The 21,085-nt window shown below is 69.9% G+C and carries 17 protein-coding genes; 10 read left to right on the top strand and 7 right to left on the bottom strand.

The window, feature by feature from the left end; all coding sequences use genetic code 11:
- The first annotated feature begins 101 nt into the window (after positions 1-101).
- On the top strand, positions 102-470 hold the full coding sequence (locus tag BCF44_RS15895) for a helix-turn-helix domain-containing protein (RefSeq protein WP_170217556.1): 369 nt from the start codon (positions 102-104) through the stop codon (positions 468-470).
- 96 nt (positions 471-566) lie between these two features.
- Here BCF44_RS15895 and BCF44_RS15890 read toward each other — a convergent pair whose 3' ends face one another.
- Positions 567-2,150: a recombinase family protein gene (locus tag BCF44_RS15890; RefSeq protein ID WP_116175066.1), complete on the bottom strand. Its 1,584-nt coding sequence runs from the start codon at positions 2,148-2,150 to the stop codon at positions 567-569.
- A 110-nt stretch (positions 2,151-2,260) separates the two neighbouring features.
- Here BCF44_RS15890 and BCF44_RS15885 point away from each other — a divergent pair, with 110 nt between their 5' ends.
- The gene (locus BCF44_RS15885) at positions 2,261-2,623 is read left to right on the top strand and encodes a hypothetical protein (protein ID WP_116175065.1); all 363 of its coding nucleotides are present in this window, start codon (positions 2,261-2,263) and stop codon (positions 2,621-2,623) included.
- A 57-nt stretch (positions 2,624-2,680) separates the two neighbouring features.
- Here BCF44_RS15885 and BCF44_RS15880 read toward each other — a convergent pair whose 3' ends face one another.
- Positions 2,681-6,670: a discoidin domain-containing protein gene (locus BCF44_RS15880; RefSeq protein ID WP_116175064.1), complete on the bottom strand. Its 3,990-nt coding sequence runs from the start codon at positions 6,668-6,670 to the stop codon at positions 2,681-2,683.
- 208 nt (positions 6,671-6,878) lie between these two features.
- On the opposite strand from BCF44_RS15880, the gene BCF44_RS15875 reads away from it, so the two are divergent.
- Both BCF44_RS15875 and BCF44_RS15870 read left to right on the top strand, forming a co-directional pair.
- Positions 6,879-7,757, top strand: coding sequence for a patatin-like phospholipase family protein (locus tag BCF44_RS15875; RefSeq protein ID WP_116175470.1), 879 nt, complete (start codon positions 6,879-6,881; stop codon positions 7,755-7,757).
- Between the two features lie 53 nt (positions 7,758-7,810).
- Positions 7,811-8,995 (top strand): cytochrome P450, encoded by a 1,185-nt coding sequence (locus BCF44_RS15870; protein WP_116175063.1) that lies wholly within the window; start codon positions 7,811-7,813, stop codon positions 8,993-8,995.
- Between the two features lie 40 nt (positions 8,996-9,035).
- Here BCF44_RS15870 and BCF44_RS15865 read toward each other — a convergent pair whose 3' ends face one another.
- Positions 9,036-9,494, bottom strand: a complete 459-nt coding sequence (locus BCF44_RS15865) for a nuclear transport factor 2 family protein (RefSeq protein ID WP_170217555.1) — start codon at positions 9,492-9,494, stop codon at positions 9,036-9,038.
- A 184-nt stretch (positions 9,495-9,678) separates the two neighbouring features.
- Here BCF44_RS15865 and BCF44_RS15860 point away from each other — a divergent pair, with 184 nt between their 5' ends.
- The 3 genes from BCF44_RS15860 to BCF44_RS15850 are packed head-to-tail and all read left to right on the top strand — an operon-like array spanning position 9,679 to position 15,055.
- On the top strand, positions 9,679-12,660 hold the full coding sequence (locus BCF44_RS15860; RefSeq protein ID WP_170217554.1) for a type I polyketide synthase: 2,982 nt from the start codon (positions 9,679-9,681) through the stop codon (positions 12,658-12,660).
- Between the two features lie 14 nt (positions 12,661-12,674).
- Positions 12,675-13,847 (top strand): acyl-CoA dehydrogenase family protein, encoded by a 1,173-nt coding sequence (locus BCF44_RS15855; protein ID WP_170217553.1) that lies wholly within the window; start codon positions 12,675-12,677, stop codon positions 13,845-13,847.
- Complete coding sequence (locus tag BCF44_RS15850; RefSeq protein WP_246015125.1) at positions 13,844-15,055, top strand: cytochrome P450; 1,212 nt, start codon at positions 13,844-13,846, stop codon at positions 15,053-15,055. The genes BCF44_RS15855 and BCF44_RS15850 overlap by 4 nt, the downstream gene beginning before the upstream one ends.
- Positions 15,056-15,146: 91 nt before the next feature.
- Here BCF44_RS15850 and BCF44_RS58510 read toward each other — a convergent pair whose 3' ends face one another.
- Genes BCF44_RS58510 through BCF44_RS15835 form a run of 4 tightly spaced genes read right to left on the bottom strand, consistent with a single transcriptional unit; the run spans position 15,147 to position 17,302 of the window.
- Positions 15,147-15,278 carry a hypothetical protein gene (locus BCF44_RS58510; protein WP_281283112.1) on the bottom strand — a complete coding sequence of 44 codons (132 nt, stop codon included), beginning with the start codon at positions 15,276-15,278 and terminating at the stop codon, positions 15,147-15,149.
- 16 nt (positions 15,279-15,294) lie between these two features.
- A complete protein-coding gene (locus tag BCF44_RS15845; RefSeq protein ID WP_246015124.1) occupies positions 15,295-15,726 on the bottom strand; it encodes a hypothetical protein in 432 nt (143 codons plus the stop codon).
- 34 nt (positions 15,727-15,760) lie between these two features.
- Positions 15,761-16,348, bottom strand: coding sequence for a PadR family transcriptional regulator (locus BCF44_RS15840; protein WP_116175059.1), 588 nt, complete (start codon positions 16,346-16,348; stop codon positions 15,761-15,763).
- 33 nt (positions 16,349-16,381) lie between these two features.
- Positions 16,382-17,302 (bottom strand): LysR family transcriptional regulator, encoded by a 921-nt coding sequence (locus BCF44_RS15835; RefSeq protein ID WP_116175058.1) that lies wholly within the window; start codon positions 17,300-17,302, stop codon positions 16,382-16,384.
- Between the two features lie 71 nt (positions 17,303-17,373).
- Between BCF44_RS15835 and BCF44_RS15830 the strand changes: the two genes are divergently transcribed.
- Genes BCF44_RS15830 through BCF44_RS15820 form a run of 3 tightly spaced genes read left to right on the top strand, consistent with a single transcriptional unit; the run spans position 17,374 to position 20,719 of the window.
- On the top strand, positions 17,374-18,063 hold the full coding sequence (locus BCF44_RS15830; protein ID WP_116175057.1) for a succinate dehydrogenase cytochrome b subunit: 690 nt from the start codon (positions 17,374-17,376) through the stop codon (positions 18,061-18,063).
- A gap of 2 nt (positions 18,064-18,065) precedes the next feature.
- Entirely contained in the window at positions 18,066-19,988 is a 1,923-nt protein-coding gene (locus BCF44_RS15825; protein WP_116175056.1) for a fumarate reductase/succinate dehydrogenase flavoprotein subunit, read from the top strand.
- Positions 19,985-20,719: a succinate dehydrogenase/fumarate reductase iron-sulfur subunit gene (locus tag BCF44_RS15820; RefSeq protein WP_116175055.1), complete on the top strand. Its 735-nt coding sequence runs from the start codon at positions 19,985-19,987 to the stop codon at positions 20,717-20,719. The genes BCF44_RS15825 and BCF44_RS15820 overlap by 4 nt, the downstream gene beginning before the upstream one ends.
- The last annotated feature ends 366 nt before the right edge of the window (positions 20,720-21,085 follow it).

The following is a 21,085-nucleotide window of genomic DNA, read 5'->3' as shown; positions in this document are numbered from 1 at the left end:
ACCAGACACCCAGTCGCCTACGCCGTGAGCCCACCGCCCGACGTCACCTCACCGCCCTACCCGACCCCGGTCAGGACACGCCCACACAGCCCGAACCCGACGTGTTCTCGCCCGGACGACTGGCCGCCTACCGGGAACTGTTCGGCTACACCCCGGCGACCTTGGCCGCCCGGACCGGGCTGGACACCGACACGATCGCCGCCTACGAGGAGGGCAGCGCCACACCGGACGCCGACACGCTCACCCGGCTCGCCGGGGCGGTCAACGTCCGCCCAGAGCAGTTGTTCGCGCCGCCCGGCGCGGATGACTCACAGCAGTACTGGGGCCTGATCTGCGCGGCCATGCCGCCGATGACCGCCGACCAGATCCACGCCGTAGCCACAGTGCTGCGCCGGATCGACCGGCAATGCGCCCAACGCCCCGGCCAAGATCCGCCCACCGAACAACCACCGGTGCCGCGCGCCGCCTGACCCGCGCCGCACCCACACGTGAGGGTGCTCCCCGCCGTCGTGTGACAGCTGGGAGCACCCTCACGTCTACGCGCACCACATCGGGCGGCAACGGGGTCACTGGGCCGCCGCCCGCGCCGCCATCTCCGCCGCTACCTCCGCCGCCCGCGCGGCCACCTCCGCCGCGCTCTTGGGCTTGACCGGGTGCACCCGGCGCGGGTTGAACCTCTTGCGACCGGACTGAGTGAACGGCTCGACCATCATCCAGTTGCGCCCCAACGCCTGCGTCAACAACGACCGTTTCTCGGCGAACCCGCCGGCATCCCACTGCCGCGCCACCTCCTCCGGGCTCTGCGCCTGCGTCGGGCCGTCGGCGTTGCCGCCCGACAACGCCTCGCGCTCGGCCGTCAACCGCGCCAGATCGGCCACCAACGGTTCGTTGGCGGCATCGAACGCGTCCAACGTCATCTGCCGCGCCCCCAACCGCGCCGACAACGCCTGGTGCAGCCGCTCGATATCGTCGATCTCGTCGTTGACCTCGGCCAGCCGATCGGCCACCCGGGCGCGGGCCGCCGCGATCGCCGCCGCGTGCCGGTCATCGGACAGCCGGTTGATCGTGAACGTCCGCAACTCCCGGTCCACCGAACCGCCGTCGGCATAGACCCCGCCGCATCCCCGGTGCTGTTTGCAGCAGAAGTAATCGAACCGCTTCGTACCATCCTTGTAGGTCTTGCCGGTCTGCACGTGCGCGGACAACTTGTGGAAGCACTTGCCGCACCGCAGCAACCCCGTGCCGACGTAGCGTTCCCCCGCCACCCGGCCGCGCTTGCGCCCGGCAATCAACGCCCGCACCCGGTCAAACGTGCGCTGCGACAGGATCGGCTCACCCGGCAGGCGACCGACCGGCTTGCCCTCGTGCTCGATCACCCCGGCCAACGTCGGCCGCTTGAGCGTGTCCCGGACGGTGACCTGCACCCAGTTCCGCCCGGCCGCCGTCCGCAGCCCGGCCGCGTTCCACTGGCGCGCGATCTCGCACATGGACACCCCGGTCAGCACCGCCTCAGCGGCGTCCCGGATCGCCTGGCGCTCCCGCGCCACCTGATCCGCCGACACCAACGGCTGATCGTCTTTGGTCTGGCCGGGTCCGGGCGTCCAGGTCAGGTCCTTGCCGGGGAACCCGAACCGGCGCGGCCCGCCAGTGCCCTTGCCCTGCTCCCGGAACGTGGCGAACCGGCGTTTGATCCGCCGCGCGGTGTCATCCGACGAGCGGGCCGCGTGGGCGACCTCGATCCGCAGAATGAACCGATCGTCAGGGTCGGACAGGTCCCGCGTGCCGTGCGCGGAGTAGACCTTGAACCCGCGTTCACCCAGCTCGATCAGCTTTTCCAGGTCGCGGGGCTGCCGGAACAGTCGGTCGGTGTGCCAGACCACGACCCCGTCCACCACACCGGACTCGACCCGTTCCAACAACGCTTCCCAGCCGGGCCGGCGCACACCGCGCTTCCACGCCGACAGCCCGTCTTGAAGCTCCTGGCCCAGCCGTGCACCGACCCGCTCGACCACCTTGCGGTTGTCGGCCCACTGGACGTCGATCTTCTCCAGCTCACCGGTCTCCGGGACCCGGGACAGCCGCCCATAGGAGTCCAATGTGACCGGTCGTGCAGCGTCCTGACCTGCGCTAACGTTCCGTTTGGGTGTCATGTCATCGACGGTAGCTCACCAAATGAGGGTTCGCCCTTGGACACACCGAATGTAGGTTTCGGGCAGAAAACCGGGCGAAGTCCGCGCCGCCGGTCGCCACACTGAGTGGCATGCAGGACGTTCCATGGTCGGGTGGCCGCCGCGACATCCCGGCGACCGCCGTGCGCTGGGTCGACGACGAGCCGTTCCCCGGCATTGTGCTGGTGCGGTTCGGCGACGACGAGCGGCACGAGATCACCGACAAGTGCGTGATCTTCGCCGGGGACCTCGCCCCCGACAGTCCTTACCCGACGCCCACCGCCGTGACCTGCGACGTGCTCGAAGTGGACGGCGAGACCGCGCTGGTCCGGCTCACCTGGTCCGAGACCGACGCCGGCCTGACCGAGATCCGCGTCCCGCTCGGCCTGAACCCGGATGCAGGGAAGGACGCCTTACCCGCGTTGAGCGAGGGTAAGGCGTCCTTCCCTGCGTGAAGAGGTGCCTGAGACGCGCATTCGGTGTGCCTGAGAGCGCGACTCACGGGGGGTGTGTCAGTTGCGGGTGATGGTGAAGGTGCTGGTCGTGTTCTTGATGTCCTGGAAGTTGTTGGAGAGCTTCAGGTTGGTGAAGGTCGCGGAGCCGACGGCCGGGCCCTGGCCCGCCTCCGGCAGCTCGTTGGCCCAGATGCCGAAGCCGGACTTGGCGTTGTAGGCGTCACCGCTCTGCTGCGCGCCGCTGATGGACACGTTGGTCAGCACGGTGTCGGTGATCGGGTTCAGCGGCGCCCCGCCGACGTAGTCGGTCTGGAACATGATGCCGCTGTAGGTGGGATTGACGATGTCGACGTCGCTGACCCGGATGCCCTGGAACTTCTGGTTGGCCGAGAACATCCAGATCCCCGGGAAGGTCTGCGCGCCCCAGAAGTGGCCGCCGGCCCGCACGATCGACACGTTCTGGATGGTGGTCGGATCCGGCCCGAAGTCCCGCATCGGGTAGCCGAAGTTCAGCGAGCTGACCGTGATGCCGGCGTAGGTCAGCATGTCGGCGACGTAGAGGTTGCGGAACGTGTTGTCCTCGCCGCCGTACACGGCGAAGCCGGCGGCCCGCCACGTGAGGATCGCGGTGAGGTTCTCGAACACGTTGCCGGTCTCGTTGCCGCCGCCGGCGTCCGTGGCGGCGAACATGGCGAAGCTGTCGTCGCCGGTGGCCCGGGCCTCGTCGTTGACGATGTGGTTGTTGGAGCTGCCGTTGGTCATGTTGACGCCGTCGGCGAAGGTGTCGCGGATCCGGGAGTTGCTGATCGTGACGCTCTGCACGTTCTGGCCCCAGAACATGCACATCATGTGCTCGACCCAGATGTTGTCCAAGGTGATGTTCGAGACGTTGGTCAGGTTGAACACCTTGCCCGGGCCGTCCTGCCGGCTGGTGTAGTTGCCGAAGTAGGCGAAGCCGGACAGCTTGGACCCGTTGGCGCTGCTCTGGATGTCGATGCCGATGTCGGTGTTGGTCTGCCCGCTCGGCGCGTCGAACCGGGTGAACCAGGGGCCCGCGCCGACGACGGTGATCGCCTTGCCGTACACCGTCATCTTCGAGCTGACCTGGTAGTCGCCGGCCGGCAGGTAGACGCCGGTCAGCGTGCTGCTCTGCCGCACGGTGTCGAACGCGTTCTGCACGTCCTGCTGGGTGAAGCCGGCCGGCACGGCGTAGTGCGCCGGGTCCGGGTTGGCCTGCGCGGTGGCCAGTTCCAGGTTGACGAAGTCGATCGCGAAGGCGCCGCTGTTCGAGGCGTCCTTCTGCAACCTGATCTTGTGGCCGGCCGGCACGGTGGTGCCGAGCAGGATGTTCGCCTCGTCGTAGATGTGCCGCGGGGAGCCGGCGCCCGGGTCGTTGCCCGGCGAGGCCTCCGCGCCGTACAGCCACGCGTACTGCGAGGTGAGGCTGATCGGCTTGAGCAGCGTGCCGTCCACGTAGATGTCCAAAGTGGACGACGTGCCGTCGGGGATGGAGAAGCGGGTGACCAGCGTGTTGGTCGCCTCGCGGGTGGTGAACTCCACCGACGCCCCGGTCTGGTTCAGCGTGACGGCCTGCCGGCCGGACGCCTCGCCGGCGAGGTCGCCGATCGTCCTGTTGGGACCGACGATCGCCGCGCCGCCGGCCAGCACGCCGCTCTCCGCCTCGTACGAGTCGTACGGCATGTTCGCGCCGCGCCCGACGAACAGGTTGGAGGTGCTGGTGTTGTTGCCCTGCTTGACCGGCAGCTCGTTGGCGTCGTTGGCCACCGTGGTGGTGACCGTGTAGTTGCCGTTGGCCGCGGTCCAGCTGCCCACGTTCACCGGGCTGGCCGTGGCCCCGGCGTTGATCACGCCGCTGTACGAGCCGGTCAGTGTCGCCACGGTCGCCCCGCTGGAGGCGTCCGCGACCTTCACGGTGATGCCGTGCGAGCCGCTCGCCGAGGCGATCGTGCCCTGGTTCTTCAGCGTCACCGAGAACTGCACCGGGTTGCCCGCGGACGGGTTGCTCGGCGTCCAGTTCGTGGTGGCGACCAGGTCGCTGCTCTGCACCGGCGTCACGACGAGCGCGGTCGGGTTGGTGTAGGAGTTGTTGCTCTCGCTCTGCTCGATGACCTTGTTGGACTCGTCCACCTTGGCGGTCAGCTGGTACGAGCCGGCCACCTGGGTGCCGATCGACGCCGACACGGTGCTGGACGCGCCGGCGGCCAGTGCGCCGACCTGCGCGGTGCCGACCTTGGTGGTGCCCAGGTAGAAGTTCACGTCGGTGGCGCCGGCGGACAGCGTGCCGATGTTCTTCACGGTGGCGCTGGCGGTGATGGAGTCCGTCTCCACCGGCGACGCGGGCGTCCACGAGGACCCGGTGATCGTCAGGTCCGGGTTGGGCGCCGGCACGCCGATCACCTGGAACTCGGCGGCCTGGCCCCCGCCGGCCCCGGAGTTGGCGGTGAACTTCAGCTGCACGTCGGCGACCCGCGCGGACACCGGGATGGTGACCGTGTTTCCGGTGGCCGGGTCGAACGAGTACGTCGTCGGGGCCACGAGACTCGTGAACCCGGTGGCGCTCTGCTCGCGGCCCAGCACCTCGATGGTCTGCGTGCGCGGACCCCAGATGCTGGCCGGGTTCAGCTTCACCACCACGGAACTGGTGTCGGCGTTGGATCCCAGCTGCGTGGTCAGCGTCTGCGGATAGGTGCCGCCGGCGCCCTCCCAGTAGGTGGTGACGTCGTTGTCGTTCGCGTTGGTGGCGACGAAGTTCAGCTGCGTCGAGGAAGCGCTGATCGGCTTGCCCACGGCCAGGTTCGTGCCGGGGTTGCCGCCGCCGCTGCCGGTGCGGGTGACGCTGTTGCTGTTGCCGGACTGGTTGCCGGCCGCGTCGTGCGCCCGCACGAAGTACGTGACGGTGGCGGTGTCCGGCTGGCTGTCGGTGTAGCTCAGCGTGCTGCCGGAAACGGTGGTGCGCAACGAGTTGTTGGCGTAGACGTCGTAGCCGGTGACGCCGACGTTGTCCGTCGAGGCGCTCCAGGTGAGGTTGATCTGGCCGGAGGCCGGCTGCGTGAACGCGAGGTTGGTCGGCGCGCTGGGCGGCGTGGTGTCGCCGCTGGCCGGTCCGTAGACCTCGAACTCCGACACCTGGCCGGCGGGCCACCCGGTGTTGCCGGTGAAGTTCAGCCGCAGGTACCGGGTGGTGACGGGGGAGTAGTTGATCGTCACGGTGTTGTTCGACGCCGGGTCGAAGGTGTAGCCGGCGGACGCGACGATCTGCGAGAAGTTGCCGCCGTCGGTGCTGCCCTGCACGGATAAGGTCTGTGTGCGGGCGCCCCAGTTCGCGGTGGGCAGCTTGAGCACGATCTGCGTGCTGCTGACCGACGCCCCGAGGTCGACCTGCAACCACTGCGGGAACGCGTTGTTGGCGCTCTCCCAGTAGCTGCCCTGGTTGCCGTCGTTGGCGTTGCTCGGTGGGTACCCGCCCTGCGAGCCGCTGGCGCTCATCGTCTTGCCCAGAGCCAGGTTGGTGGCGTCGACCGTGGCCGGCACGACCTCGAGGTCGGACAGCTGGGCCTGCGAGCCGGCGGAGTTGCCGGTGATCTCGACGCGTACGTACCGGGACAGCGTGGTCCCGAAGTTGACCCGGACGGTGTTGTCGGACTTGGGATCGAACGTGTACGCCTTGGACGCGGCGATGGTGTCGAAGCCCTTGCCGTCGTCACTGCCCTGCACGGCCAGCGTTTCCGTGCGGCTGCTCCAGCCTGCCGGCACCTTCATCACGACGCCGCCGAAGCGGGTGATCCTGCCCAGGTCCAGCTGCGCCCACTGCGGGAACGCGGCCCCCGAGCTCTGCCAGTACGAGTTCCGATCGGCGTCGGCGATCTTGCCGGCGCTCGGGGCGTCCGTGCTGGCCGAGGCCGTGACCGCCGGCGCCTTCGAGGGGGCGGGTGGCGCGCTCGCGGCCAGCGCCGGGCCGCCCATCGCTAACAGGCCGAGACCGAGCAGCGCCGCTGCCAGTCTCCGCAGGGGTCGGGGTGCGCTCATCGACTGGTCTACCTCTCGTCCGAAGTGCAGGGGAAGGCGAGGAGGCCGGGTTCTTCCACCACAGTGTGAAGAATTGACGGCAGTCTGTTCAGTTTTTGCGTGACAGGTCTCACAGCGTTACAGACCGGATACGTGCTCGTCAACGGCCAGTTAGGGCGCTGTCCGGGTCTTCCCGGCGGCCGAGCGGGTGAGCTGGCACGATGCGGCCGTGGACCCCATCTCCTTGCCCGGCCCGGTCGCCTTCGTGCTCGGGGGCGGCGGCAGCCTGGGCGCGATCCAGGTCGGCATGCTGCGCGCGCTCGCCGACCGGGGCATCGCGCCCGACCTGGTCACCGGCACGTCCGTCGGCTCGGTCAACGGCTCGCTCGTCGCGCTGGACCCCGGGCACGCCGCCGACCGGCTGACCGAGATGTGGGCCGGCATGACCCGGGCGCGGGTGTTCCCCGGCGGGCCGCTGGCGCAGCTGCGCACCCTGCGCCGCGAGCGGACGTACCTGTTCCCCAACACCGGTTTGGTCGAGGTGCTGACCGAAGGCCTGAACGGCGCGACGGACTTCGCCGAGCTGGCGCTGCCGTTCGGGGCCGTCGCGGTGGACGCCGTGACCGGGCTGCCGGTGCTGATGACGTCCGGTGAGCTCGTGCCGGCGATCGTGGCGTCGGCGGCGATCCCGGGCATCTACCCGCCGGTGCACCGCGAGGACAAGGTGCTCTACGACGGCGGCGTGCTGGCCAACGTGCCGATCCGGCAGGCGCTCGCGATGGGTGCGAAGTCGTTGGTGGTGCTGGACTGCACGTTCCCGGGGCACCTGCCGGAGGTCCCCGGCACGCTCGCGGAGACGCTGTTGTTCTGGGCCACGCTGGGCATGCGCAACCAGGCCGTGCTGGAGGCCGATCTCGCCGCCGCCGAGGTGCCCGTGGTCTACCTGCCGGGCGCGCCGGTGCAGGCGGTGACGCCGCTCGATTTCGGCCACACCGCGGAACTCATCGAGTCCTCCTATCGAGCGTCCACGGAATTCCTCGAGGAGCTCGCCGTCACCGGTCCCGGCCTCTACGGCGCGCCGGCCGGACCGGTCCCCACCGCGACCTGATGTATCGAAAGTCGAATTGACGGGAAATTCGACGCGCCGATGTACTCGGCGCCATGACACGGCCTTTTCCGTTCCGCGCCGCCCACCGCCTCGACCTCGACCCCGAATTCCGGGACCTCCGCCGGACCGATCCGCTGCTGCGGGTCGAACTGCCCTACGGCGGCGACGGCTGGCTGGCGATCGGCCACGAGACCGTCCGGGCCATCCTCGGCGACCCGCGGTTCAGCCGGGCGGCGGTGCTCGGCGCGGACGTTCCGCGGCCGCAGCCGGTGATCGCCCGCGCCAAGACCATCCTGACCATGGACCCGCCCGAGCACACCCGCCTGCGCCGGCTCGCGGCCCGGGCGTTCACCAGCCGTCGCATGGACGAGTTCCGCCCGCGCGTGCAGGCCATCGTCGACGACCTGCTGGACCGGCTGATCGACGCCGGCCCGCCGGCCGAGCTGATCGAGGGGCTGGCCCTGCCGCTGCCGATCACCGTGATCTGCGAGCTGCTGGGCGTGCCGTTCGAGGACCGCAATCGCTTTCGCGCCTGGTCGGAGCGGGTGGTGTCGATCACCGCGTATCCGGCCGAGGAGATCGAGGCCGCCGGCGCGGCGCTCAAGGCCTACCTCGCCGAGCTGGTGGACGTCAGGCGGGTCGAGCCGACCGACGACCTGCTCGGCGTGCTCGCCCAAGTCGATCACGAAGGGGCGGAGCTGGAACGCGACGAGCTGGTCAACTTCGGCGTGACGCTGCTGGTCGCCGGGCACGAGTCGACCGCCAACCAGATCGGCAACTTCGCGCACACCCTGCTGACCAGGGCCGACCAGCGCGAGCTGCTGCTGGCTGACCCCGGCCTGGTGCCGTCGGCGGTCGAGGAGATGCTGCGGTACGTGCCGATCCAGACCTCCGCCGGCGGGCCGAGAGTCGCGCTGGAGGACATCCGGATCGGTGACGTGCTGGTGCGCAAGGGCGAGACCGTGCTGCCGCAGCTGGCGTCGGCCAACCGGGATGAACTGGTCTTCGACGACCCGGAGCGGCTGGACGTCACGCGCGGCCGCAACCCGCACCTGGCCTTCGGTCACGGCGTGCACTTCTGCATCGCCGCGCAGCTCGCGCGGATCGAGCTCCAGGTGGCGATCGGAACCCTGCTGCGCCGGCTGCCGACGGTTCGGCTGGCGGTGCCGGAGGAGGAGTTGCCCTGGAAAACGGGCATGTTGGTGCGGGGGCTGAGGGCGCTGCCGGTGACTTGGTGACCAGCGGGTGGCTGCTGGTGGTTGGTTGGTTGGTGCGCGGTCACGAACTGGGCGGCGCGGGGCGCAGGTGCTGATTGCCGTCGGCCCACAACACCGTCAGCCGCAGGGCGTCGATCTGCCAGCCGTCACCCGTCCGGACCAGCCCGAAGTCGTAGGTCCCGGCCACCGTCCAGAGCGGATTGCCCAGGTGCGTGGCCTTGCGGTGCACGGCGACGACGTTGGCGGCGGCGATCGCCTTGTCGCCGTCCACCGTGGCCAGCACGCCCAGGATCAGGTGCTGGACCATGTCCAGCGCGGCGACGAACCGGGTCATCCGGCCGACGAGCTCGTCCCGGCTGACCCGGTGCGGCGCGCCGCCGTAGAGCGAGGAGTAGTCCAGGGCGATCTCCGGCGCCAGCACCTCGGCCAGCGCGGGCCAATCGGCGCGGTCGATGTGCCGACCCATCCGCGTGACGGTTTCGGTGATGAGTAGCCGATCGACCACTTGCGAATTCGACATTGCTCCTCTATTCGACGGTGACGGACAGATGAATTGCCGGTGACGCGATTCATAAATGGCGATCCGGCCTGTCGGGAAGATAACAGGCGACACGGAACGCGCCGCCATGTGAGTTATCGTCGGCGGTACATTCACCGGCACTGGGGGAGATGTGACTGATCACGGGAAAGCGCTTACCCCGCGCGTGCCCGTCGCCGTGGTGGGGATCGGCTGCCGGTATCCGGGCGCGGCCGGGCCGGACGAGCTGTGGCGGCTGGTCCGCGACGGCCGCGACCAGGTCGGCGAGGTGCCGCCGGACCGCTACGACGTGGAGGCGGTCTACCACCCGGAGGCCGGCACACCCGGCAAGACCGCGACGCGCCGGGGCGGCTTCCTCGACGACGTCAGGGGATTCGACGCCGCGTTCTTCGGGATCTCCCCGCGCGAGGCGGAAACCATGGACCCGCAGCAGCGGCTGCTGCTGGAGACGGCCTGGGAGGCGATCGAGGACGCCGGCATCCGGCCGCGCGACCTGGCCGGCAGCCGCACCGGCGTCTACGTCGGCCAGGCCATGAGCAACTACTGGGACCTGCTGAGCCGGGCCGGCGTCCTCGACATCCACTCCGGCGTGAACTCCGGCACCCGCGCGGCGCTGCCCGGCCGGCTCTCGTTCTTCCTCGACCTGCGCGGCCCGAGCGTCTCGCTGGACACCGCCTGCTCGTCGTCGCTGGTGGCGGTGCACCTCGCCGTGCAGAGCCTGCGCCTCGGCGAGTCCGAGTTCGCGCTGGTCGGCGGCGTCAACATGATCCTCCAGCCGCACGAGACGGTGGCGCTGTCCCAGGGCGGCGTGTTGTCGCCGGACGGCCGCTGCAAGTTCGGCGACGCCGGCGGCGACGGCTACGTGCGCGGCGAGGGCGTCGCGGTAATCGCGCTCAAGCCGCTGCCGGCCGCGCTCGCCGACGGAAACCCGGTGTACGCGGTGATTCGCGGCAGCAGCGTCACCGGCGACGGCCGGGGGAGCGGCTACCTGATGACGCCCGCGCTCAGCGGCCAGGAGGAGATGCTGCGCGCCGCCTACGTGGACGCCGGCATCGACCCGGCCTCCGTGGACTACGTCGAGGCGCACGGCACCGGCACCTCCGTCGGCGACCCTGTGGAACTCGGCGCCCTGGGCGCGATCCTCGGCGCCGGGCGGCCGGCCGGCCGGCCGCTGCTGGTCGGCTCCGTGAAGACCAACATCGCCCACGCCGAGGCGGCCGCCGGCCTGGCCGGCCTGATCAAGGCGGCGCTGGTGCTGCGACACCGGATCGTGCCGCCGAGCCTGCACCTGGACCGCCCCAACCCGGCGATCCCGTTCGAGGAGCTGAACGTCGCCATTGCGACGGAGACCACGGCGCTGCCCGATCGGGGCCGAGCCGCGGTCGCCGGCGTCAGCTCGTTCGGCATCTCCGGCGCCAACGCGCACGTCGTGCTCACCGAACACGTCGAGGGGCCGTGTTCGGTCGAGCCCGCCGGGCCGCTGCCGCTGGTGCTGTCGGCCGCCACCGAGCCGGCGCTCGACCAGCTCCGCAAGTCCTATGTGGACTACCTGCGGGGAGAGGGCCTGGACAACCTGGCCGACATCTGTGCCACGGCGGCGAAGCACCGGCAGCCGCAGGAGTACCGGCTGGCCGTGGGCGGCGGCAGCCGCCAGGACCTCGCCGAGCAGCTGGACAGCCCGCTCCCGGCGACCGACGCGACGCCCGCCGACCGGCCGCGGATCGCGTTCGTCTTTCCCGGCCAGGGCTCGCAGTGGGCCGGCATGGGCCGCGAGCTGCTGGCGAACTCCCCTGTCTTCGCCGACCAGCTGGCCGCCTGCGACGAGGCCGTGCGGGCCGAGGCCGGGTGGTCGGTGATCGAGCTGCTGCTCGGCGAGGACACCGGCTGGCTGACCGAGCTGGACCGGATCCAGCCGGTGCTGTGGGCGATGGAGGTGTCGATCGCCGCCCAGTGGCGGCACTGGGGCATCGAGCCGGACGTCGTGATCGGACACAGCATGGGCGAGTCGGCGGCGGCGTACGTGGCCGGGGCGCTGAGCCTGGCCGACGCGGCGGCGGTGATCTGCCGACGCAGCCGCCTGTGCAAGCAGATCGCCGGCCAGGGCGGCATGGCCACCGCCGAACTGTCCGAGGCCGAGGCCGCCGAGGTGATCGGACCGTACATCGACCGTGTCGCGATCGCGGCGCTGAACAGCCCGCACTCCACGGTGCTGTCCGGTGATCCCGAGGCACTTCGCGAAATCCAGGAGACTTTGGACCGGCAGGGCGTGTTCTGTCGCCTGGTCGACGTCACGTTCGCCTCACACAGCCCGCAGATCGACCCGCTGCGCGAGCCGCTGCTGGCCGAACTCGCCGACGTGAAGCCCCAAGCCGGCTCGGTGCCCATCCACTCGACGGTGCTCGACGAGGTGGTGGACGGCGCCGGGCTCGATGCGGCGTACTGGGTACGCAACCTCCGCGATCCGGTGCGGCTGGCGTCGGCGGTCCGGGCCACGGGCGACGCCGTGTTCATCGAGATCAGCCCTCATCCGGTGCTGCGCACGGCCCTGCTCGGATCGGGCGTTCGCGTGGTGCCGTCCTTGTATCGCAACGAGTCCGAGCTGGAGTCGCTGGCTCGTGGGCTGGGCGCGCTGTACACGCACGGCGTCGAGGCGGAGTGGGACCGCGTGTTCCCGGCCGGCACGCGGTGCGTGCGGCTGCCGCGGTATCCGTGGCAGCGGGCGAACTTCTGGTTCGCGGCACCGACGGCCGCGCCCGAGAACGTGATCGAGCTGCCCGGGAACGCCAGCCTGGTCGACGCCGAGGGGCGGACCGTGGCGGAGATTCCCGGGCTGCGCCTGAGGTTCACGCTCGGGATTGGAACGGCGCTGCCGGCCGCGCCGGCTCCGGCCGGTCCGCCGCTGCCGGACGCCCCCTCGGACACCGTGGGTCTTCTGGCCGCACAGGTCGCCGAGTCGCTGGGCATGCGCGCCGGTTCGGTGCCGCTCGACCGCCCGCTCCGCGCGATCGGGCTCGACTCGCTGATGGCGTCCCGGCTGCGGACGCGGGTCAATCAGGCGCTGGGAACGGCGCTCCCGATCGCCGACTTCGTCGGCGACACAACGCTTCGCGGGCTCGCCGGCGCGGTGCGCGCCGCGCTCGTGAACTGAACCGGAGGTACACAGTGGACTTCAGCCTCGGACCCGAGGCGCTCAGGTGGCGTGACACCGCGCGGGAGTTCGCCGCGAAGGTGGTCCGGCCGGTCGCCGCCGACCTCGACGCGCAGCCCGATCCGCGCGACGCCTGGTCGTGGGACATCATCGAGCTGGCCGATGCCTACGGCCTGCGCCAGGCCCCGCTGCCCGCGGAGTTCGGCGGCAGCGGGACCGACCACGTCACCAATGTGACCGTGCTGGAGGAGATCGCCGCGGCGGACCTGGGCATCGGCGTGGTGCTGGGCGTGCACTGGAAGATCGCGCAGGTGTTCCACGCCATGGCCACGCCCGACCAGCGCGAACGCCACCTGTCCCGGCTTGCGGCCAACCCGCGCGGCCTGTTCGCCGCCTCGGTCACCGAGCCGGCCGCCGGCTCGGACAACTTCCTGCCCTACACCGGCCCGAACGGCGGCCTGCGCACCCGGGCCGAGCGGGTCGACGGCGGGTACGTGATCAACGGTGTCAAGCACTACATCTCCAACGCCAACCGCGCCGAGATCATCCTGGCCTACGCGCGCACCGGTGACCAGGGCATCACCGGCTTCATCGTGCCGGCCGGCACCGAGGGCCTGCGCATCGGCCAGGTGCACGACAAGTGCGGCGAGCGTACCGCCAACAACTCGGAGATCTTCTACGACGACGTGTTCGTGCCCGATTCCGATGTGCTCGGCACACCGGACACCGCCCGCCAGGACGCGATCTCGGCCATGCGCGCCGGCAACACCTACGCCGCCGCGTGCGCGCTGGGCATCGCCCGCGAATGCTTCGACCGCACGCTTTCGTTCTGCCGCAGCAGGATTCAGGGCGGAAAGCCGATCATCGAGCACCAGGCGGTCGGCTCCTACCTGGCCGACATGTACGTCAACGTGGACGCCTCCCGGACGTATGTGCTGCGGGCGGCCAGTGAGGCGACCCGCACCGAGGGCTACGACCCGGCGCTGAGCATCGTCCCGAAGCTGCTGGTGTCCGAGCGCACCTTCGACTCGGCGCGGCGGGCCATGGAGCTGTGGGGCGGCGCGGGCGTGATGCGGGAGAACGGGATCGAGAAGTTGTTGCGGGACGCGGCGATCTGGCTGCACTCCGACGGCACCAACATCATCATGCGGGAGAAGCTGGCCGACCTGCTGCGGGCGGCGTCGTGAGCTTGCCCAAAGACGTTGTCGCCGACTACCCGATGGCGCGGGCGAGCCACACCTTCGACCCGCCGGTGACGTTCTCGGTAAGGCGCGAACAGGATCCGGTCGGCAAGGTGAAGCTCTGGGACGGCACCGAGCCCTGGCTGATCACCCGTTACGCCGACGCGCAGGCGGTGCTGACCGACGAGCGGTTCAGCGCGGACCCGCACACTCCCGGCTTCCCGTTCATCACGCCGGCGGTCAAGGCGAATCTCCGGTTCCGGCAGCTGATGATCCGTGACGACGACCCGCAGCACGGCCGCCTGCGGCGCATGCTCAACAAGGACTTCATGGCCCGCCGCATGGAGCTGCTGCGGCCGTCGGTGCAGCGGCTGGTCGACGGTCTCGTGGACGACCTGATCGCCGGCGGCGAGCCCGGCGACCTCGTCAAGACGTTCGCGATTCCGTTGCCGTCCATGGTGATCTGCCTGCTGCTGGGCGTGCCGTACGAGGACCACGGCTTCTTCCAGCAGCGCACGCTGCGGGTGGCCGATCGCCGTACCTCCGAGGAGGGCGTCAAGGCGGCCAACCAGGAGCTGTCCGAGTACATGATGCGACTCGTCGCCGCCAAGGACGCCGAGCCCGGCGACGACCTGGTGAGCCGGCTGGTGGTGGAGCAGTACCGCAACGGGGCCATCACCCAGCAGGAGATCGCCGACCTGGCCCGGATGATCCTGGTGGCCGGGCACGAGTCCACCGCGCACATGACCGCCCTGAGCGTGCTGGCGCTGCTGCGCCACCCCGACCAGTTAGCCGAACTGACAGCCCACCCCGCCAAGATTCCCAACGCCGTGGAGGAACTCCTGCGCTACCTCACCGTCGTCCACAATGGACTGCCCCGTGCGGCGAAGGAAGACGTGGAGATCGGCGGGCAGCTGATCAAGGCGGGGGAGGGGCTGCTGGTCGCGCTGCCGTCGGCCAACCGCGACGACGCCGCCTTCCCGGACGCCGACCGCCTCGACGTCGACCGGCCCTCGCCGCGGCACCTGACGTTCGGCTTCGGCATCCACCACTGCCTCGGCCACTACCTGGCCCGCGTCGAGGTGCAGGTGGCGATCGAGACCCTGTTCCGGCGGCTGCCCGGCCTGCGGCTGGCGATTCCCTTCGAGCAGCTGGAGTTCCGCCACCAGATGGCCGTCTACGGCGTGTTCGAGCTGCCGGTCCGCTGGTCCTGACAGCACGATGTGACGTTGCCGACGCAACGGTCAGGAGGTCAGCCGCTCGGCGACGAGCCGGCCCGCCTGGTGATCGACGTGTGTGTTGACGTCAAAGGGATTGGCGTTCATCGACCACCTCGACCCCCGCTGTGCCGGGTTCGAGGTCCACCACCGCCAGGGCGACGCCGGCGCAGTTCGCGTATGTGCCGTAACGGACCTCGATGTCCCGGATCGGCAGCATGGCATCGATCGTACGGTCAGGAGTAGAGGGCCTTGGCGAGGGCGTCGACGCTCTCCTGGAGGTGGGCGCGGTAGCCGATGAACATGCGGTTTGCCAGCGGCACGCCCCAGCGAAGCCGCTCGGCGACGTTGTACACGCGGTGCACGAGCCGCGAACCGGTCGCCTCCGGCACGACCGTGTACGTGCCGCGGTACCACCAGTGGCCCTGGATGCCGATGGTGTTGGTGTCGCGGTCGACGTCCACATAGAGCAGGTGCTGCCCGCCGGCGTGGATGTCGAAGCGGTCCGGGCCGCCGGACACCACCCGGCCGGCTCGCGCCTCGCCGGCGGCGATGATGCCGACGTTGTCCGGGCCGACCGGCCCGGGCGCGACCCGCAGCACGCGCGGCGCGACCTCCGCGGCGGGCGCGGAGATCGGGGCGGACACCTCGAACAGCGGTGTGGACATGGCTTCCTCCTGGCAGACCCGGCCGGGTTTCTCGTTACGGCAGCTGCGCGATGAACTCGGTGGGGTCGTCCGGCCAGGCCAGCCGGCCGCTGACCAGGTCGGCGACGATGCGGTCGACCCAGGCCTTTTCGGCACGGTCCCGCGCCAGCTGGTACTCCAACTCGATGAGGAGCAGCCGCGGCGCCTGGATCTCCTCCAGCGCCTTCGCCGCGGCGGTCGCGGCGGCGTGCAGCGTCGCGGCCCGCTCGTCGAGGGCCGCTCGCACGTCCGGAACGGGTAGGCAGGCCATGAACGTGAGCGCCGCGACGAACAGCGTCGAGTCGGCGTCGGGGGTGCGCAGCAGCCGGCCGACGCGGTCCTTCAGCGCGGCGCGGCCGGCGCCGGTCAGCGCGTAGACCGTCCGCTCCGGTCGCGGACCGTCCCGCAGCGTGCCGACGACCTCGATCAGGCCGTCACGCTGGAGCTTCTCCACCGCGTGGTACATGCTGCGCGGTAGCCCGGTGACGAAGTCCTTGTGCGTGTCGATCATCAGCCGGTGCATCTCGTACGTGTGCTTCGGGCCCATGGTCAGCAGACCGAGCACCGTCAGCGCGACCACGTCCCGATCGGCCCGGCTCAGCATATAGTGCAGTCTGCCTTATGGCGGCTTACACTATCAACCCCGCGCCAGTGACTGGGTGCCGCGAGGGAGGTCGGCGGCGGCCAGGTAGTGGGTGACGGCATCGCGGAGGGCCTGCACGGCCCGTGAGGGCTGGACGTCCTGCCGATAGGCCAGCCGCACGACCCGGCTGAGCCCCGGATCGGCGAACCGGGTGACGCGAAACCCGTCCCGTACAACGGTGCTCGGCACCACGGCGATCCCCATGCCGGCCCGCACGAGCTCCAGCACGGCGTCCATCTCGCCGCCCTCGATGGCGAAGGTCGGCTCGAACCCCTCGGCGCGGCAGGCGCTGACGGTGGCGTCGCGCAGGTCGTAGCCGCGACGGAACATGACCAGCGGCTTGCCGTTCAGGTCGGAGATCCGCATCCGGGCCCGCCGCACCGGGGCGGGCCGGTCCAGGGCGGAGATCACCACCAGCTCCTCGATCAGCAGCGGCTCGGTGGACAGCAGGCTCTGGTCACGCAGCCGGGAGTCGACGATCAGCGCGAGATCCAGGGCGCCTTCGGACAAATCGGTCTGGAGGTCGCGGGAGCCGCTCTCGTGCAGTGTGAGCTCGATCCCAGGGTAGGCGGCGCGGAAGCCGGCGAGCATGGCCGGCAGCAGGCCGGTGCACAGGCTCGGCGTGGCCCCGAGCCGCACCCGGCCGCGCCCCAGCTCGTCGAGTTCGCGCACGGCCTGGTACGCGGACTCGGTGTCGGCGAGGATGCGCCGCGCGAACGGCAGCAGCGTCTCGCCGGCCTCGGTCAGCGAGAGATTTCCCCGTATGCGGTGGAAGAGCTCGGCGCCGACGTCTCGTTCCAGCGCCCGGATCTGCTGGGACAGCGAGGGCTGCGCGACCCGCACCCGCTCGGCGGCCCGGGTGAAGTGCCGGGTGTCGGCGACGGCCACGAAGTAGGCGAGTTGATGCATCTGCATAGTCACAGCCTATCTTCACGAGACAAAACTTCTGTTTGCCCTCTGATCGGCGCGCTCCTAGCGTCGATGGGGTGTCCACGGATATCGCTGTCCCACCACAGAAACAGCGCCCCGTCGGCCGGTTCTGGGCGTCGACGATCGGCAAGAAGACCGTCATGGCGGTGACCGGCCTGGCCCTGGTGGCGTACCTGTTCGCGCACATGCTGGGCAACCTGAAGATCTTCCTCGGCGCCGCCGACATCAACGGCTACGCGGCATGGCTGCGCACCATCGGGGAGCCCGCGCTGCCGTACGGGGTGTTCCTGTGGATCGCGCGGGTCGGCCTGATCGTCGCGGTGGTGCTGCACATCGTCGCCGCGGCGCAGCTGTCGCTGCGGGACCGCCGCGCCCGGCCGGTCCGGTACGTGCACGGCCGGGTCAGCTTCGCCACCAGCACGATGCGGTGGGGCGGCGCGACATTGGCGGTGTACGTGGTGTGGCACATCCTGGACCTGACGGTGGGCGTGGCCAACCGCGACTACGTGGACGGCCAGCCGTACCACAACATCGTCGCCGACTTCAGCGTGTGGTGGGTCAACGTGATCTACATCGTGGCGCTGCTGATGCTCGGCCTGCACCTCAACCACGGCTTCGCCAGCGCGGCCCGCACGCTCGGCGTCGCCACCGGCACGATCAGGACCGTCGGCACGGTGGTGGCCGTGGTGATCACCGGCGGCTTCCTCGTCGTGCCGATCGCCGTGATGACCGGATTGGTGGCGTGACCATGTTGCAGCACACCGTCGGCGCTCCGCTCGCCGATACCAGGGCGCCGGACGTCCCGCTGGAGAGGCGTTGGAGTGAAAGGAAGTTCACCGCCAAGCTGGTGAACCCGGCGAACCGCCGCAAGCACCGGGTGATCGTCGTCGGCACCGGGCTCGCCGGCGGCTCGGCCGGCGCGACGCTGGCCGAGCAGGGCTACCAAGTGGTGCAGTTCTGCTTCCAGGACTCCCCGCGCCGGGCCCATTCGGTGGCCGCGCAGGGCGGCATCAACGCCGCGAAGAACTACCGCAACGACGGCGACTCGGTGTACCGGTTGTTCTACGACACGGTGAAGGGCGGCGACTTCCGCTCCCGAGAGTCCAATGTGTACCGACTGGCGGAGATCTCCGAGCAGATCATCGACCAGGCCGTCGCCCAGGGCGTACCGTTCGCCCGGGAGTACGGTGGCCTGCTCGACACGCGGTCGTTCGGCGGCGTGCAGGTGCAGCGGACGTTCTACGCCCGTGGCCAGACGGGGCAGCAGCTGCTGCTCGGGGCGTACCAGGCGCTGAGCCGGCAGATCGACGCCGGCACCGTGGAGATGCACGCCCGCACCGAGATGCTGGACCTGATCGTCGTCGACGGCCGGGCGCGGGGCATCGTGGCGCGCGACCTGGTCACCGGCGAGATCACCACCCATCTCGCCGACGCCGTCGTGCTGGCGACCGGCGGCTACGGCAACGTGTTCTACCTGTCCACGAACGCCAAGGGCTCCAACGCGAGCGCGATCTGGCGGGCGCACCGCCGCGGGGCGTGGTTCGCGAACCCGTGCTTCACACAGATCCATCCCACGTGCATCCCGCGTTCCGGCGACCACCAGTCGAAGCTGACGCTGATGAGCGAGTCGCTGCGCAACGACGGCCGCATCTGGGTGCCGAAGCGCCGTGCGGACGGCCGGGCGCCGGGCGAGATCCCGGAGGCGGAGCGGGACTACTACCTGGAGCGGATGTATCCCAGCTTCGGCAACCTCGTGCCGCGCGACATCGCCTCCCGCGCGGCGAAGAACGTCTGCGACGCCGGATTCGGTGTGGGGCCCGGGGGCTTGGGCGTGTACCTGGACTTCGCCGACGCCGTCGCGCGCCTCGGGCGGCCGGCGATCGAGGCCCGCTACGGCAACCTTTTCGACATGTACCAACGGATCACCGCCGAGGACCCGTACCGGGCTCCGATGAGGATCTATCCCGCGATCCACTACACCATGGGCGGTCTGTGGGTGGATTACGACCTCCAGAGCACCATTCCCGGACTGTTCGTCATCGGTGAGGCCAACTTCTCCGACCACGGCGCGAACCGGCTCGGCGCGTCGGCGCTGATGCAGGGGCTGGCCGACGGCTACTTCGTGCTGCCCACCACTGTCAACGACTACATCGGACGCGGTGAGTTCGAGCCGGTGGAGCCGACGCATCCCGCCGTCAGGGCCGTGGAGGCGGAGGTTCGGGAACGCCTGCACCGGTTGTTGTGGGTCAAGGGCGACCGGACCGTGGACTCGTTCCATCGTGAGCTGGGCCTGCTGATGTGGGACCACTGCGGCATGTCCCGCAACGAAAGCGGCCTGCGCAAGGCGTTGGAGCGGGTGCCCGAGTTGAGGGAGGAGTTCTGGCGCTCGGTGCTCGTGCCCGGTGGGGGCGGCGACTTGAACCAGGAGTTGGAGAAGGCGAACCGGGTCGCCGACTACCTCGAACTGGCCGAGCTGATGCTGCTCGATGCGTTGCTGCGGGAGGAATCGTGCGGCGGGCACTTCCGTGAGGAGCACCAGACCGCCGACGGCGAGGCCCTTCGCGACGATGATCGCTTCGCGTACGTCGCCGCGTGGGAGCACGGTGCGGTGATGCACCGTGAGCAGTTGGTTTTCGACCACGTCCATCCCAGCCAACGGAGCTACACGTGAAACTCACCCTGCGCATCTGGCGGCAGTCCGGGCCTCGGGACCGGGGGCGGATGGTCACCTATCGCGTCGAGGACGTCAGCCCGGACATGTCGTTCCTGGAGATGCTGGACGTGCTCAACCAGGACCTGATCATGAGGGGCGAGCAGCCCGTGGCGTTCGACCACGACTGCCGCGAGGGCATCTGCGGCTCGTGCGGCGTCGTCATCAACGGCCGGGCGCATGGTCCCGAGCGCACCACGACGTGTCAGCTGCACATGCGGTCCTTCGCCGACGGCGATGTGGTTGATGTGGAACCCTGGCGGGCCAAGGGCTTTCCGGTGGTGAAGGACCTGGTGGTGGACCGGTCCGCCTTCGACCGGATCATCGCCGCTGGTGGCTACGTGACCGCGCCGACCGGCAGCGCTCCCGAGGCGCATGCGACCCCGGTGCCGAAGCCCGACGCCGACGTCGCCTTCGACAACGCGACGTGCATCGGGTGTGGCGCATGCGTCGCGGCGTGTCCGAACGGTTCGGCGATGCTGTTCACGTCGGCGAAGGTGACGCATCTGAACGTGCTGCCGCAGGGACAGCCGGAGCGGGAGCGGCGGGTGCTCGACATGGTGGAGGCGATGGATCAGGAGGGGTTCGGGGGATGCACCAACACCGGTGAGTGCGTCGCGTCGTGCCCGAAGGGAATCCCGCTCGCGAGCATCGCGAATTTGAACCGGGAGTTCTTGAGGGCGTCGCGGTGATGGTGTTTTCGGCGGTGGTTGGTCCGGGTGGCTCTTTGGCGTGCGGCTTGATGGTTTTAGGTACGGAGGGGTGCGTGCGTTTGGGATTTGTTTTTGGTTGAGGCGGTTTGCCGCCCGGTGATGTGGTTCTGGGTGGCGCTGGGGACGGTCCCGGATTTTTGGGCGGCGTGGTTCGGGTCGATTTTGTGCGGAGCGTCCACCTCCACACAAAATCGACCCGAGGTGATGGTTGCCGGGGGTGTGTTGGCGGGTTTTCGGTTCGCTGTGGAATTGTCAAAGAACGAGGGGCGGGGTGGGGCGGTTGAGTGGTTGGGGTGGAGGTAGGGCGGTGGCCTGGTGGGGCGGGCAGTACCGGTGTCGCGGAGG

The sequence above is a fragment of the Kutzneria buriramensis genome, from assembly GCF_003387475.1.
GTDB classification, from domain to species: Bacteria; Actinomycetota; Actinomycetes; order Mycobacteriales; family Pseudonocardiaceae; genus Kutzneria; species Kutzneria buriramensis.
The sequence above is the reverse complement of the archived record's forward strand: the minus strand, read 5'-3'. Positions and strand labels throughout refer to the sequence as shown.